Genomic DNA, 14244 nt, shown 5'->3' on the forward strand with positions numbered 1-14244 from the left:
CACGCTCTCCTTACGGAGCCTGAATCAGATCACGCATCCCACATCAATGGGTCCTGACCCTAGATCAGGCCGAGAGTGTGCGCAGTCATTCCAATCATCCCGGCAAGCAGCAGGGTGATCTCAACGCGCATTGCCCAGTCGGTCCGTCCGTCCCGCTTTGTCATGTGCTTGCGTACAGACATGGTTTGGCCTGCGAAATTTTAGCCAAGCGTTTAACAATTTCAGCCTTTAATTGTCGGCTCAAAACGCCCGAGATGTGTGCATCGACCCCCTCATAGCGCTCGCCTCTGAGCTGATCCCTTAGCTCCCTGACAGATGCGCACGAACCTTCGCGGGCAAGCGTAAACGCGCGTTCGACTGTCGAGCGATCGCTCATGCTTGGTCCAAATTTAAGTATGATGAATCGAGCGTCTACCTCTTCCACGCGACGCGCAAGCGCGGCCAGCGACATTCCCGCCTTGCTCCGCACGACAACGGTCCGATATCCCATAAATTTTCGACGTCGTTGCATCTTCTCCGCGTCACCGGGCGTAAACATGACGATACGTTTGCTGGCAGCTTTTCATGTATTCCGAGCTTGTCTATTTTGACGGCGCACAGTTTGCGCACATCGTAGCGCGCGAGGAGCATGGCCGTCTGAAAAGGCTCCTCTCCATACCGGAGAGCCCGCGTGTGCAGCCGCTATCGCATGATTGCCAAGCAGGTCGAGATCGCCGCGCGCTACGGCATCGTATCACCTTACCCTGATGATCTGACGATCCCGCCTCCCGAACTGTTTCCTGACAAGCCGGCGTACGTCGCCTCGATGCTTCTCCTGTTCGCCGCGCGCAAGCTCGATGCGTAACGAGACGATCAGCCTAACCCAGATCGTGGCATTTAATGTGATCGGAGCGCTGGCCGAGGCGTTGTTACCCCTGAAGTGGAGTGACAGATGAGTAAGATCTACAAAGACGCATCGAAGGTGACTGCGGAGGACGGCTCGGTCCGGCTCGACGGACCTGGTGGCGTTGCCGTCGCCGTTACGCCGGAAGCCGCATTGGAAACCGCCGACCGGCTAACTGACAAGGCGGCCGAGGCGAACGGACAAAAGGTCGAAAGTGAGTGGAATGAGCGGCAGCGGAGAGAACGCCGCGCGATCAAACCGGCTGATTGAGGGATCGCGGATGCGCCGGTAGTGACACGCACGACAGAAACTGTTTCTTATTGTTCCGATCGCTACGGCGGCAGGAATGTACGCAGAGCTGGTGCACTTTGAGCGAGCGCATTTCGCGCACATCGTGACGCGCGAAGAGCACCTGCGCGCCATCGATCAACAGACGCTAGAATCTGCTCATTTGAAGAAGCGAGCGCTGCATAGGCGACGTACAGTCCGCGCCTGAGCGTTGCGTTATCGTGCGCGGCAATCGATTCCATTTGGCAGGCGATTGGTTGTGTACGGATGCTCAGCGCGAACGAGATCAACCGCCTTTTCAATGCCTCAAGATCGGCCCGATGGGGCGAAAGCCTGATCAACAGTTACGAAGACATAGTCGCCCGCCTGCTGAAGCGCGGCTACTCGATCCCGGTGGAACTTCGAGCGGGCATATGGCCATCCACCTAAACCCGCTAATGGTCCTAAAAACGCTTCAGGCTGTCGTCGCAGACTTGCGTGTTTGTAAACCTCGCCCTTCGGCGAAGCCGTCCATCCACGCGCTTCGTAGATCAAGCCGGTCATGAAGGAGTGGACAATCGATGGCGGTCATGCTGGCCTGCGCCCCCGCTGCTCTCCCCGCAGCGCGCGCGTGTTCCTGGGTAGTTAATTCAGCTTTTTCCACCGTGATCCACCCGAACCTAGTTAGCTGAAGCAGCAAGCTGCCGTCGCGATTGGCGTGTTCCACAGGGTATGCGCGCTTACGAAGCCTGCGCTAACATCGATCTAGACGTTCACTGCCCGACTGTGACCAACTCAGTGCTGTTGAGAACGGGTATACCCCCGTCGATTCGAGGCGCGATGTCTGAGTTTTTGGAAGAATGCGGCGCTAAAAGTGATTCAACGCGAGGGCGTCGGGTCGGGCACAAGTCCGGAATGGACGCTTTATTAACTGTGTTACCGTAACTCTGGCCCGATGAAGGTACGAGACTGTATACCAAGGGCGGGGAAGAGTCCACGTGAGCTGGTCCAGCAGAGACACGGCAACGTACTAACGCTTTTTGCCTTTGCTCTGGTGCCGCTTTTGGCGCTCGCGGGTAGCGCCGTTGACATCAGCCGCGCTTACTTGATCAAGTCGCGATTGCAGCAGGCTTGCGACGCTGCGGCGCTGGCTGGCAGGCGCGGAATGACCGGCGCATCGTTCGACGCTGTCGCACGAAAAGCTGCTGACGACATGTTCGCTTTGAACTTCACGCGTGGCCGTTATGGCACCACCGACTTAACCATGACGTATAACGTCGGCGCCGACCTAATCGTCCATGGGATGGCGAGCGTTGTTGTGCCGACTGTCATCATGGGCATGTTCGGGAAGAAGACCATCCCGCTTGAGGCAACCTGCGACGCGATGTTGCAGCTGCCTAACAGCGACATCATGTTCGTGCTCGATACGACGCTATCAATGGCAGAGACAAACGTTGGCGATACGCAATCCAAGATTGCGGCGCTCCGCCAGTCGGTTACCGACTTCTATACAATCCTCAACAATGCGCAGTCAGCCGGGTCGCAGGTGCGCTACGGGTTTGTACCGTATTCTTCCACCGTAAACGTCGGCCAGCTTCTCAGGCGCGAGTGGATGGTCGATCAGTGGGCGTACCAATCGCGCGAGCAGAACGAATATATCGACAACGCTGGTGGCACGCAGGGCAATACCACGACGACGACTACCTATTCGCCTTGGTCGGGTGGGATAACTACCTCAACCAGCTACGGTTCGTCGGAGAATTGCGTGGCTCCTCCGAACGAGTCCTATACCGACACTACGGCGTGGCAAGCGTGGTCGCCCAACGGCACCGCAGTACCGCGCAGCAGGACCGGTACCCAAACGCGTAACGGCAGCACCTACTCAGCTTCCCGAGCGAGTAACGGCGTCTGCACAATCACGAAAACGACCTATAACGGCTATAGCCGAACAGCGACGCAGACCGTCGAGGAGAATCCAAACGCCGGACAGACCACGGCAGGTACTCGCACGTACTACTGGAACTACAAGAAGATCACATACACCGTTTCAGTTCTCAAGGGTTCTTCGGCCAACGGTCTGATCACCGGAGGCTACTTCGAGCTTCCGATTGGCAACAACTTCGCTGTTAAGCGCTTCAACTGGGGTGTAGGTGGTCAAGGTGCGTGCATCGAGGAACGTACAACCGTACGTACGGGGGATACCGGAACTGAATACGACCTCGATGTCGACATGGTGCCCAACCCAGCCAACCCGGACACACAGTGGCGTCCTTTTTTGCCCGATATTGTCTGGTCTCGTTCGGTCACGAACTATTATCCAGCAGGTGGCGCTGCGAACATCACCGGGTGGCAGCCTAATGACGTGATCCACGTCAGCAATAACTACATCACTCCCGGCTCATATAAGAGCGACTTCGCCGCGTGTCCGTCGGCTAGCAGAAAATTAGCCACGATCCGGACTGCAACGGAACAGACCTCGCTCACAAGTTATCTGAACAGCTTGGTGCCGCGAGGCCGAACATACCACGATATTGGTATGCTGTGGGGACTTCGCTTGTTGTCCGCTGAGGGTCTGTTCGCATCGGAGAATAGTAGCTCGCCTAATGGCGGAAACATCGCGCGCAACATCATCTTCATGACCGATGGTGACACCGAGACGAACATCGCGGATTACGACGCATACGGGCTCTCTGCCCTCGATAGACGGCGTACGCCGGGTGGCTCGCTACCTTCCAACTCTGATCAAGACGGTATCGTAGAGGACCGTCTTCGCCGCCTATGCACCGTGGCGAAAGATCAGAAGAACATCACGGTGTGGGTGATCGCTTTTGGCACATCACTTACGTCTCTACTAAGCGACTGCGCTTCATCTGGCCGGGCATATCAGGCCAACAATGCTGCGGAGCTTAATCAGACGTTCGCAGACATTGCCGCGCGGATCTCGCAGCTGAGGGTCACGCACTGATGCTATCATGGCAACGAATACGAGAGCGAGGGTCTTATAGACGGCTCGTCGCTGTCGTTACTGATCAGCGAGCTGCCACCCTTATTGAGTTCGCAATTCTCTCGCCGGTGCTTCTGCTCCTGATGTATGGCGGTTTAGCTAGTATCCATACTTTCTATGTGAAGGCTGTCTTCGAGGGGGAGCTGCAAAAAGCGGCACGCGACTATTCGCTTGAAGACGCGGGCTCCGTAGACCGTCAGACTGTCATCAAGGGCAAGGTAGAACGCGCGGTTAAGGAGGTCATCAATACCGCAAACCTCTCGTTCGACGTTACGTCATATCATGATTATAAAAATGCGAAAGCGAAGCGCGAAGAGTTTGTCGATGCTAACTCGGACGGCATTTGTAACAATGACGAGTCGTATGTGGATGCGAACAACAGCGGAAGTTGGGACCTCGAAGGCGGCCGAAGCGCTAACGTGGGCGGATCTAAGGATGTACTACTCCTCAAAGCAACGCTGACATACGCCTCAATCATGCCGATGCAGTGGTGGACGCGCGCCAGTTCAACGACACTTACAGCCAGCACACTGCTCCGGAATCAACCGGCCAGTGACCAGGCAGCTGCTCCTTTACGGAAGTGTGCGCGGTGATAATTGACTGCGCTGAAGAGCCACGTACGGATATAGACAACGTTCTGCGCGACAGGCGTGCTGTAGCCTTGATCGAGTTTGCGATCGTGCTGCCAGTACTCTTAACGCTGATCCTCTACGGCATCGAGCTGGCGAACTACGTTATCGTACGACAACAGGTCAGCCAGCTAGCTCAGCAGGTCGCCGACAACGCCTCCCGGATCGGCGTACAGGAAGTGTTGCGAAACCGTCCGATAACGGAAGGACAAATCAACGATCTTTTTGTCGGCGCCGATCTGCAGGCAGGTAACCTCAACCTGTCCAACAACGGGAGGGTGATCCTCTCAAGTCTCGTTGTGAACAGCGACGGCGGGCAATGGATACAATGGCAGCGCTGCTATGGCCGCTTTGCTCACGCATCTACGTTCGGGAATGAAGGCGATGGCGCGACCGGTAAGACCTTGACTGGCATGGGGCCGACGGGCTCACAAGTGCAGGCTATGAACAAGGTCCCGCTGGTTTTTACTGAGATCGCGTTATCTTATAAACCGGTTATCTCTTCACGGTGGGCGCCATCCTCCATCATCAGCGAGTACGCCAGCTTCTACGTCCGCGACGACCGCGACACTAGCGCCATTCAGAACAGCAACGACGATCCTGTCGCTCGCTGTAGATAGTGCGATGCAGCGTTGCCTTCGTCGGGCGTTCGCTATTGGGCGTAAGCGGAATGGCCGCTTTCGGCTAACAAACGCCGTAGGTTTGGCGTTTCGTCGTACGGCTACAGTAGCAAAAGGTAGCAGTAGCAGTCTGGGTCGCTGTGGCGCGAACTTGGCCGCCAAAGCGTCCGGTATCACACTCGTGGGGTTGCGGCAGGGTAGATCAACGCTGCCGCCACAGAACCGATGAATGGGCGCCTCGCCTTACTGATCTAGGGTGAGACGAGGCGCCACGGAAAACCGGGTGAAGCTTCATTCAACCGGCGCTCTAGACCTGACCGGTCGGATCTCATCCTGCAAGTCTATTGTGAGGCACCGCACCTTTTCTATGCCGTGGGTTCCGGAGCGCGGCGCCTCCGAGGGGGAAATAGGCTGCAAGCCTACCTAGTCCGGTGAACGTCTCGCGAAACTTTCACCAGCACAAGAATAAACCATTACGGCTGCCGAACCGACCGGTGAGACAGACACGAGGTAAAAAAACGACCCGCCGCGATCAGGAAGCGGCGGGCCTAGTTGGTCGCACGACCGGATGCACTTCGGCTGCGCAACGATCCTGCACTTGGCACTTAGCGGTCAAAAGAAATTTCTTATACAACTGCATCAAGGAAGAAGGGCGCTCCGCCGAAAGGGGGAGGCGGGGCGCAGGTTGAAGTCATCCTTGCGCAATCATCGCGCGTCGCATCAAAGCGCAGCGCGGATCGTCGTTCCCTGGTGAAATGAAAGGAGCGCCGGCAAGGGGCAGAAGGAGGTTTTGCCTCCCGATTATAGGTTGGAATGTTCGCGGCGGTTCGAGCAGTGCGAACTGGTCTCGCAATGTGTGCAATTCGGCGTAAGCGGACCGGCAGCTTCAGGGGGCATCCGATTGAAAGCTACCCGTCCGCGTTCGGGAGCCAACGCGGCGGCCTGGAACGTCTGGTTTTAGGAGGAAGGCGAACGTGTCGATCACGCAGGTTTGAAGCGGCAGGACTGACAAACACCGTGCTTGGCGGTCAGCGCGTTCCCACGTCGGACGGGCTAACTTGCCAGCTGATGCAGGTAATTGGGACGGAAGTCCGCAATAGCACGCAGCAGAGCGACGTGTTCCGAAGTCACGGCTTCACCGCGCGGCGGCAAGGCACCGCGTTCCCGCAGCTCACCGATCATTCGGTTCACATGCACGGCCGTAAGGCCAGTCGCGTCTGCCAGGTATTCCTGCGTCAGTATATAGTCCGGTAAGCCTTCGAAGCTGACGCCTGCTACCACCATACGCTCCCGCAACTCGCACAGAAGATGAGCGACGCGGGTTTTCGCGTTTCTGCGACCCACGTTCAGGATCCACTCTCGGAAGATGGAAGCATCCAGCAACGTGTCGCGCCAAAGCGCCTCCATCAGCGCGGGCGACTGCCCAATCGTGTCACGGATCTGCTGATATGGCACCCACCATATGCGACAGGCGGTGACCGCCTCGATATAATGATCTGCTGTCGAAAATAGAAAATGCTGAAGATCGAGCATGTCACCAGGCAAGTGAAATGACAGGATCTGTCGTTCCCCGGACGCTAGCATCTTCGATCGACATGCAATGCCATTAACCAGGATGGCACATTTATCCGCTGTCTGATTTTCCTTGGTAATGATATTTCGCGCATGGATTGTCTCCGCGGCCCCGTTCCAGGCGAGAACGTTATAGGCATCGTCTTTGGAAAGCTGACTGATCCGGCTCAACTTTGTTACGACGCGCTCAAGCACTGCTCTTCACCTCCGTTTCGCAGCCGCGACGCCCAACGCCTTGTCGAGCAAAACGCCAAGTAGAACACCTAATAGCCCTTCACCAAGAACAATCACATATGTTGAGACGAAAGCGGTCGATTGATTTAGAGCACGATGGTATCAGGCAGACCGCAAGCCAATGTAATCTGGCGAGCGCGGTTGAGAGCCCATGTGCTCCCATCTCCCGTTTTCTGGATGGTGCCATGGCTCGCTTCTTCTTCCACGTTCGCGATAGCGAAACATATATCGATGTCCAAGGAACAGTACTACCGGACCTCAGGACTGCGAGGCGCGAAGCCGTCCGGTTCGCGGGCGCCTTGCTGACCGACAATCCGGACACCTTCTGGCAGGGCGCAGAGTGGACGATGCGCGTGACCGACGAGGCCGATCTTACCCTATTCGAGCTGACGTTCTTCGCAACGGAAGGCGCGTCTTCCGTCCCCTAGCAGCACGGTGAACAGACGGGCGATCGCGGTTGCGTGCTCCGGATTGCGCCCGCACTTGAACAGGCTCCCCAGTCCCGGCTGCGATTTGCGACCGCTGAACGTCTGCAATTGGGCGTTAGCGGAACGATTGTTTTCGGCCACTGTGAGCCGCTTGGCTTCGCGTCCCCGCCGATAGCTAAAGTAGCAATGGTAGCCGCGGCAGGTGGTATCGTTGCGTATGTTGTCTATACGCGTTAGCGCGGGACGCCCTCGGTTTTCGAAACCGGTAGAAAAGGGAGAGGCGAAGCCCTACCCCTCGTCATTTGTTGAAACTCTACCAACGGTGGAGATTAGTCCCGCTGCGGTCAGGAACGCTCGCGCTTGTTGATAGACGGTGACCTGCTCCCCGGAAATCATGCCATTGGTAGGTTAGCTCGTCAGATGGAGACGAGCGATGCGGCGAGGCCGTTTTACCGAGGATCAGATCATTGGCGTGCTGCGTGAGCACGAGGCGGGCGTGAAGACCGCCGAGCTATGCCGGAAGCACGGCATCAGCGATGCGACATTCTACAACTGGAAGTCGAAGTACGGCGGGATGACGGTGTCGGAGGCGGCACGGTTGCGCACGCTGGAAGATGAGAACCGACGGCTGAAGAAGCTGCTGGCGGAGTCGATGTGGATGTGTCGGCGCTGAAGGATCTGCTGGGAAAAAGCTGACCCGGTCTGCGGAGCGTTACGCTGCGGTGGAGAAGTTGATGGCCGATCACGGCTTCTCCGAGCGTCGCGCCTGCAGGCTGATCGGGGTCAATCGGTCGGCATGGCAATATGAGCCGCTTCGCGGGAAGGACGATGCTGTCTGCGATCGGATGCGTGAGATCGCCAACGAGCGACGCCGGTTCGGCTATCGCCGGCTGGCGATCCTGCTCAGGCGAGAGGGCAAGGGCATGAACCTGAAGAAGGTGTATCGGCTGTATCGCGAGGAGCGGCTCACGGTACGCAAGCGTGGTGGCCGGAAGCGAGCGCTTGGCACGCGGGCGCCGATGGCGATCCCGCAGGAACCCAACCAGCGCTGGTCGCTCGACTTCGTGTCGGACTCGTTGGCCTGCGGCCGGCGGTTCCGTCTGCTGAACGTCATCGACGATTACAGCCGGGAGTGCCTGGGGTGTATCGTCGACACCTCGTTGTCGGGCCGGCGTGTCGTCCGCGAACTCACCGCCATCGCCGAACGTCGCGGGCTGCCGTGCATGGTGGTCAGCGACAACGGGACCGAGCTGACCAGTCACGCCGTCCTCGCCTGGTGCCAGGACACCGGGGTCGAGTGGCATTACATCGCGCCGGGTAAGCCGCAGCAGAACGGCTTCGTGGAATCGTTCAATGGTCGCTTGCGCGACGAGTGCCTGAACGAGCACCTGTTCCCATCGCTGGCTGCGGCGAGACGGATCATCGAGGCATGGCGGACGGACTACAACACCGTGCGTCCGCACAGCAGCCTTGGCGGGCTGGCACCCGCCGAGTTTACGAACCGCCCCCGCCAGGGGCATATGGACACCGAAGCTAAGTTATCAGCGGCCTGAAAACGGGGAGCACGTCAACGGTGGGCGCCTCATCTTATCGATTAGGAAGAGGCAAGGCGCCCGGGAGAACCGCAAGAAGATCACTTCCTCGGAGCGGCTACTCCGCTCGGGAGTAACCCACGGTGCAAGCGCAATGTCAGAACCTGAGAAAAAGAGGCCCGCCCGACTATGGGGAAGCCAACGGGCCGAGTTTGTTAACGGCTGGGATCGTTTTGCCCCGCCGCGAGAAATAGTGCCGTAGGAGGCATGCCTACAGCGAGATCCGTTACAACTGCTGTTTAAAAGAAGGCGCCTTGCCAACTCGTAGTGGCTATCCCCTTAGGAAGCGAAATGGCTTTCTGAAGCATTTCGCTACGATGCAGCCGCTACCGACCTGCCGGTTCCTGTTCCCCGATCAGCCGATTGCAGGCGCGCTGCTTTGCGTCTCGTTAAGCATTGTCGCCTAACCGAACGTGACAGGCGCGCCGAGGATCAGTCATGCGTATCGATCAACTTCTTCCCACCCCAACAGCCGCAGAGCCTCTCGAGATTCCGGCGGAATTGCTTGAAAGCGTGCAGCGTCATCAAGCGCACCTGAGCGCGCTAGTGGCTAGCATGCGCTCTGCTGGGATCGCGGGAGACGCGATAGAGAGTAGTGTGCGGGTCCTGGTAGACAGCTATGCCGACGAATTAACAGCCGTTATCCGCAGCATGATGCTGGAGGCGGGTCATGCTTGATTCCCTGCTTCGGGATGAACCTGCGCGCATCGCCGCTCTGCACCGGTTAGAGGTGCTGGACACTGCGGTCGAGGAGCCGTTCGAGAAGATTGTCACACTCGTGCGAACTGTACTCGCGGTTCCAATGGCGACGGTGACGCTCGTCGACCGTGATCGCCAGTGGTTCAAGGCCAAGCGAGGACTGGAAGTGGACCAGACGCCTCGATCGGTATCGTTCTGTACTCACACCATCCAGCAACGCGAACCATTGATTGTCGAGGATACCGACCTTGATCCGCGCTTCGCGGGCACCCCGCTTGTGAAGGGGCCTCCGTACATTAAGAGCTATGCTGGGGTACCGCTTCGCACACCCGAAGGCTACAATATTGGGTCGCTGTGCGCGATGGACACGCGTCCTCGGCGTTTTAGCCCTGCGGACGTGGCTATCCTATCGAACTTCGCCAACATCGTCTGCGATGAGCTCGAGCTGCGCATGATCGCGCAGGTCGATCATCTAACTGGTGCTCTCACCCGAAGAGGTTTCAACGATCAAGCCGATCGCGAGATCGCGCGAGCTAATCGTTACGGCCGTCGCGGTACGCTGGTGATGCTCGACCTCGATCACTTCAAAACGGTCAACGACACCCATGGTCATGCAGTCGGCGATCGGGTGCTTCAGCAGGTTGCTGATATTTTGAGGGTAACGCTACGCCCGTCCGATGTATTTGGTCGCCTTGGCGGTGAAGAGTTTGCAATCTTGCTGCCCGAAACCATCGGTCACGAAGCGACCGCCGTCATCGAACGTTTGCGTTACCTAATCGCCAACCAGTCGATCGTCTTAGAAGACGGTACCACGATTCATGTCACTGCCAGCTTTGGCGGTGCACCCCTCAGTTCTGAAACTGTATCATTCGACACTTGGTTGAAGCAGGCCGATACAATGCTTTACGCTGCGAAAGCCGCTGGTCGGAACTGCGTTCGAGTTTGGGAATAGCGCTTAGATAAAAATATGAAATTAGGGTCGGGACTCATTGGTCAAAGCCAGAAGATGACGATGGCTGCGAGGGCGACGGCAGAGAAGAAGACGGTTGGGCAGCGATCGTAGCGAGTTGCGACGCGGCGCAAGTCCTTCAGTCTGCCGAACATGATCTCGATGCGGCTCCGGCGCCTGTACCGTCGCTTGTCGTATCTGACCGGCTCGTTGCGCGATCTGCGGCCCGGTATGCAGGGCTGGATGCCTCTGGCTTCCAGAGCGTCTCTGAACCAGTCGGCTTCATACCCTCGGTCGCCGAGCAGTCACTGTGCCTGTAGTCGCTGACCTGTCCGGCGGTAATGAAGAAGCTCCAGGGCTGCCCGTCCGCATCACTGACGGCGTGCAGCTTGGTGCTCATGCCGCCTTTGGTGCGACCGATCAGCCGTCCGAGGCCCCCCTTTTAACCCGCAGGCTCGATGCTGTGCGGTGTGCTTTCAGGTAAGGCGCCGCTTCGTCTCCACGAGGAAACAGCAACGCTCTTAAGCACGGGCTGCGTACAGCGGAGATGAGGACAGTACGAACGCTGTTGCTTAGGAGCAGTCAAGCGATACACCCACGCGATGAATGATCCGACTCTATTTTGGACGGCCGCAGCTGCTATCGGTCAGATTATCGGCGCAGCCTTCACGGCCGCCGCGGTCGCCGTGTCACTTTGGATAGTTCTGTCTGAGCGCAGAGAACGAATGCAATTTGTCGTTGGCAGGCGAGTGATCTTTGGCGCTTCGCTCTTAACGCTTGATATTGTGTCATTCAGCGTCGTCAACGTTGGCGTGCGGCCGATAGAGGTTACCTCCTTCGGGTGGCGTACAGGTTGGTCGAAAAGAGGGCCGGACTGGCTACGGGACCGTTACGCGATCCAAATGTTCGGCAGCGGGCTGGGCGCCGAGTTGCCTTCGAGTTGGGACCGCAGCGGCTTGTCGCTTGCCGGGTCGTCGATCAATTTCGTCCTTTCCACTTTTGGCTGCCTTAGAACCTCGAGCGGCAACGGACGACATATTTGCGCCTAGGAAGCTGCCCCTAATTGGATGGCGCCGACCGCGCGTATGCGCTTCAGTATTCACGGCGCGCGGTACGTGCCTGACCAAAGTAGTAGAGCACCACTTTCGACGGCATTAACAACTGAGCGCCTTTCTCGCATGCGGGAGGGCGGGCGCGACGTGCGGTCGGACGACGAACGGAAAGCCGATCTGTCGGGCAGACGAGCTGCCAACACTTAGGCGCCTCGGCTTACTGATCTAGGGTGAGACGAGGCGCCACGGACGACGGGAGGAATACCGCATCCCCCGCACGTCAATCCTGTGCCCAGGAGACCCTACGCACGAGACGATTTTCTCGAGGAAAGAGGCGCCTCGCCGATCCGTAGTGACACGGCGAGGCGCTAGGGGATCAGAGAACCAAGACGGTTAACCCGTACAACTCAAGTCTTCGCACTCCGCTGCACCAAGCCGCTCCGATCAGCCTTTCACCGGCGTCGCTGCTCACGACATCCAGAGCGCGAGCTTCATTCGAGATGATGGAATATGCAATAGCGATCACGATGACGAGGCTCCCCGCGCCATTAGCGTGGAGGTGGAATGATCGATAAAGATCAATGTAGCAGCGCTGATCGAATCCAAGGGCCACGTTATTCGACGAGAGCGAACCAAGCCAAGAGAATCAATTCGATCATGATAGCGGAGATCTGTAGGATCAGGCGAACCTCAAAGGTGCTCTGCAAATTCATCCGACGATTAATGCGGTTTTCATGAAGGCCTTCTCACAAGGCTCAACGTCACGCGTCTGAAAATAGTCTTAAAATTAAGACTTAATCTACGATACGTCCTCAGCGCGGTGATGCGCGGAGCATAACCCTCTGAACCACGTGGCATGCTCAAGGGATCGTTAAAGATCAGGGTGATTGGGAACTCTGCCAGCTTGCCCTTCCGCCTGTAGGCTTCCGTCCGGCCAAATCGCGGCTTAGCTACTGATGATGTTGATTGTAAAAGCAACGACCCCCAGGTTGAAGATGAAGGCAGCTATAGAGTGGCCGAGTACCGTTCGTCGCAGCCGCCGGGTAAGAATGCTCACGTCGGCTGGCTGCAGCGTCATGCCGAGCGCGAAGCTTAGGTAAAGAAACTCCCAGTAATCCGGCTCGTTGCAGCCGGGAAAATCGATACCTCTGTCGTCTGCATCATCCTTGTCGGTGTCGCCGTAGAATATGTGTGCGTAGTGAAGCGCGTAGACGACGTGGGAGAATGCCCAGGCAAGCAGTAGCGTACCAATCGACAATGCGATGCCGTAGGCATCTTTCTCGCCCTGAAGCACCCATGCAACAGATGCCATGACCGCCAGCATGACCACACCGGTAATAATTAGCAGGATGCCCCGGTTTGCGTCGTTCTCCTCGGCCTGGGTTCGCATCTCGGCGACAGTCCCCTGCCGCAGTAGGGGCAGGACCGATATAAGGAATACGCCGCTGGCAATGTCGAAGCCTGCGAGTAGCGCTTTGTCGATACCAATGAGAGGCTTCAGCGCGAGCACGGCGACCGGGAGCAGCACACAGAACATTATGAAGCGTGGCGGCCCAAACCTGCGACCGAAGCCAAGCTTTTGACCGATCAGATCGGTAACCTCATATGCACTTTGTTCCATATAGGACTGCTGACCTTACTAGCCACTTGGCGCATACCGCATACGCAAATGGCCCGAGATGGCAGGACGAAAGAGTGAAACTTCTCCGTCCCTCCCTACACGCGGCCATGATACGCAAGCCGCAAGCTGCCTATATTGAGCCGCTACGTTCCGATGAATTGCTGATCCGCTTGCAACAGACAGCTTCACCTGATCCTTTGGCGCAGCTACAAAACGGAAGCGCAACCATTTGGTTTCGTGACTGGAACGGCTTCCGAACGTTGACGACGCAAATCGACCGGGGAGTGGAAATTTGACACTAAGGCGTCGGCGCAACCGGCACCGAGTGGCCAAGATCTGGGCGTACGCCGCAAGCGGCCTTCTCGGCAGCATACTTACCGGGGCGCTAATTGCTGAATACGCTGTCGGCCAGATCAGCCCAATTGCTCTGACGAGCGGTAGAGTAGCGATGCCGCGCAAGGATCAAGATTCTTCCGATTCTATCATCCCGCAGATGCACGATTTGGACGTGGCAAGGGCGACTTGGGCAGGACCAGTCTATGGTGCGAGTAACGAGGCTGAGCAGCTTCCTTCCAGAGATACGAAAGGCGACTGGCTCGACGAGGTGGAGAAGCTCGAGGCTCACTGGATGCTAGGGTCAGGACCCATTGATGTGGGATGCGTGATCTGATTCAGGCTCCGTAAGGAGAGCGTG

General features: G+C 57.6%; 12 protein-coding genes and 2 pseudogenes. 10 read left to right on the top strand and 4 right to left on the bottom strand.

Features of this window, described 5'->3' with window-relative positions; translation table 11 throughout:
* Positions 1-160: 160 nt before the first annotated feature.
* The gene (locus B7L05_RS16995) at positions 161-538 is read right to left on the bottom strand and encodes a hypothetical protein (RefSeq protein WP_144037309.1); all 378 of its coding nucleotides are present in this window, start codon (positions 536-538) and stop codon (positions 161-163) included.
* Positions 539-670: 132 nt separating this feature from the next.
* Here B7L05_RS16995 and B7L05_RS17510 point away from each other — a divergent pair, with 132 nt between their 5' ends.
* The 5 genes from B7L05_RS17510 to B7L05_RS14255 all read left to right on the top strand — a co-directional run bounded on the left by B7L05_RS17510 (position 671) and on the right by B7L05_RS14255 (position 5403).
* Positions 671-844: a hypothetical protein gene (locus tag B7L05_RS17510; RefSeq protein ID WP_179187232.1), complete on the top strand. Its 174-nt coding sequence runs from the start codon at positions 671-673 to the stop codon at positions 842-844.
* Positions 845-931: 87 nt separating this feature from the next.
* Entirely contained in the window at positions 932-1153 is a 222-nt protein-coding gene (locus tag B7L05_RS17000; protein WP_144037310.1) for a hypothetical protein, read from the top strand.
* A gap of 952 nt (positions 1154-2105) precedes the next feature.
* Positions 2106-4115, top strand: coding sequence for a TadE/TadG family type IV pilus assembly protein (locus B7L05_RS14250; protein WP_085810965.1), 2010 nt, complete (start codon positions 2106-2108; stop codon positions 4113-4115).
* Positions 4116-4222: 107 nt separating this feature from the next.
* The gene (locus B7L05_RS17005; RefSeq protein ID WP_144037311.1) at positions 4223-4747 is read left to right on the top strand and encodes a hypothetical protein; all 525 of its coding nucleotides are present in this window, start codon (positions 4223-4225) and stop codon (positions 4745-4747) included.
* A gap of 68 nt (positions 4748-4815) precedes the next feature.
* Positions 4816-5403, top strand: coding sequence for a TadE/TadG family type IV pilus assembly protein (locus B7L05_RS14255; RefSeq protein WP_179187233.1), 588 nt, complete (start codon positions 4816-4818; stop codon positions 5401-5403).
* A 1053-nt stretch (positions 5404-6456) separates the two neighbouring features.
* On the opposite strand, the gene B7L05_RS14260 is transcribed toward B7L05_RS14255, so the two are convergent.
* Positions 6457-7170 carry a Crp/Fnr family transcriptional regulator gene (locus B7L05_RS14260; RefSeq protein WP_085810967.1) on the bottom strand — a complete coding sequence of 238 codons (714 nt, stop codon included), beginning with the start codon at positions 7168-7170 and terminating at the stop codon, positions 6457-6459.
* Positions 7171-7394: 224 nt separating this feature from the next.
* Here B7L05_RS14260 and B7L05_RS14265 point away from each other — a divergent pair, with 224 nt between their 5' ends.
* The 4 genes and pseudogenes from B7L05_RS14265 to B7L05_RS14280 all read left to right on the top strand — a co-directional run bounded on the left by B7L05_RS14265 (position 7395) and on the right by B7L05_RS14280 (position 10880).
* Positions 7395-7637 (top strand): DUF6894 family protein, encoded by a 243-nt coding sequence (locus B7L05_RS14265; RefSeq protein ID WP_085810968.1) that lies wholly within the window; start codon positions 7395-7397, stop codon positions 7635-7637.
* A gap of 433 nt (positions 7638-8070) precedes the next feature.
* A pseudogene (locus tag B7L05_RS14270) lies at positions 8071-9190 on the top strand (IS3 family transposase).
* 477 nt (positions 9191-9667) lie between these two features.
* Positions 9668-9907 (top strand): hypothetical protein, encoded by a 240-nt coding sequence (locus B7L05_RS14275; protein ID WP_085810969.1) that lies wholly within the window; start codon positions 9668-9670, stop codon positions 9905-9907.
* A complete protein-coding gene (locus B7L05_RS14280; protein ID WP_085810970.1) occupies positions 9900-10880 on the top strand; it encodes a sensor domain-containing diguanylate cyclase in 981 nt (326 codons plus the stop codon). The genes B7L05_RS14275 and B7L05_RS14280 overlap by 8 nt, the downstream gene beginning before the upstream one ends.
* A 41-nt stretch (positions 10881-10921) precedes the next feature.
* On the opposite strand, the pseudogene B7L05_RS14285 reads toward B7L05_RS14280, so the two are convergent.
* Positions 10922-11366, bottom strand: a pseudogene (locus B7L05_RS14285) (IS5 family transposase); the annotation flags it as partial.
* 1509 nt (positions 11367-12875) lie between these two features.
* Positions 12876-13550 (bottom strand): DUF1345 domain-containing protein, encoded by a 675-nt coding sequence (locus tag B7L05_RS14295; protein ID WP_085810972.1) that lies wholly within the window; start codon positions 13548-13550, stop codon positions 12876-12878.
* A 325-nt stretch (positions 13551-13875) separates the two neighbouring features.
* Here B7L05_RS14295 and B7L05_RS17010 point away from each other — a divergent pair, with 325 nt between their 5' ends.
* Positions 13876-14220, top strand: coding sequence for a hypothetical protein (locus B7L05_RS17010; protein ID WP_144037312.1), 345 nt, complete (start codon positions 13876-13878; stop codon positions 14218-14220).
* The last annotated feature ends 24 nt before the right edge of the window (positions 14221-14244 follow it).

It is taken from the genome of Sphingomonas sp. TZW2008, from assembly GCF_002117915.1.
Taxonomy (GTDB): Bacteria; Pseudomonadota; Alphaproteobacteria; order Sphingomonadales; family Sphingomonadaceae; genus Sphingomonas.

Excerpts from the sequence above, each read along its gene's own strand:
- B7L05_RS16995 (WP_144037309.1), bottom strand. The coding sequence starts at position 538 with ATGTTTACGCCCGGTGACGCGGAGAAGATGCAACGACGTCGAAAATTT.
- B7L05_RS14295 (WP_085810972.1), bottom strand. The coding sequence starts at position 13,550 with ATGGAACAAAGTGCATATGAGGTTACCGATCTGATCGGTCAAAAGCTT.
- B7L05_RS14265 (WP_085810968.1), top strand. The coding sequence starts at position 7,395 with ATGGCTCGCTTCTTCTTCCACGTTCGCGATAGCGAAACATATATCGAT.
- B7L05_RS14275 (WP_085810969.1), top strand. The coding sequence starts at position 9,668 with ATGCGTATCGATCAACTTCTTCCCACCCCAACAGCCGCAGAGCCTCTC.
- B7L05_RS14250 (WP_085810965.1), top strand. The coding sequence starts at position 2,106 with ATGAAGGTACGAGACTGTATACCAAGGGCGGGGAAGAGTCCACGTGAG.
- B7L05_RS14280 (WP_085810970.1), top strand. The coding sequence starts at position 9,900 with ATGCTTGATTCCCTGCTTCGGGATGAACCTGCGCGCATCGCCGCTCTG.
- B7L05_RS17000 (WP_144037310.1), top strand. The coding sequence starts at position 932 with ATGAGTAAGATCTACAAAGACGCATCGAAGGTGACTGCGGAGGACGGC.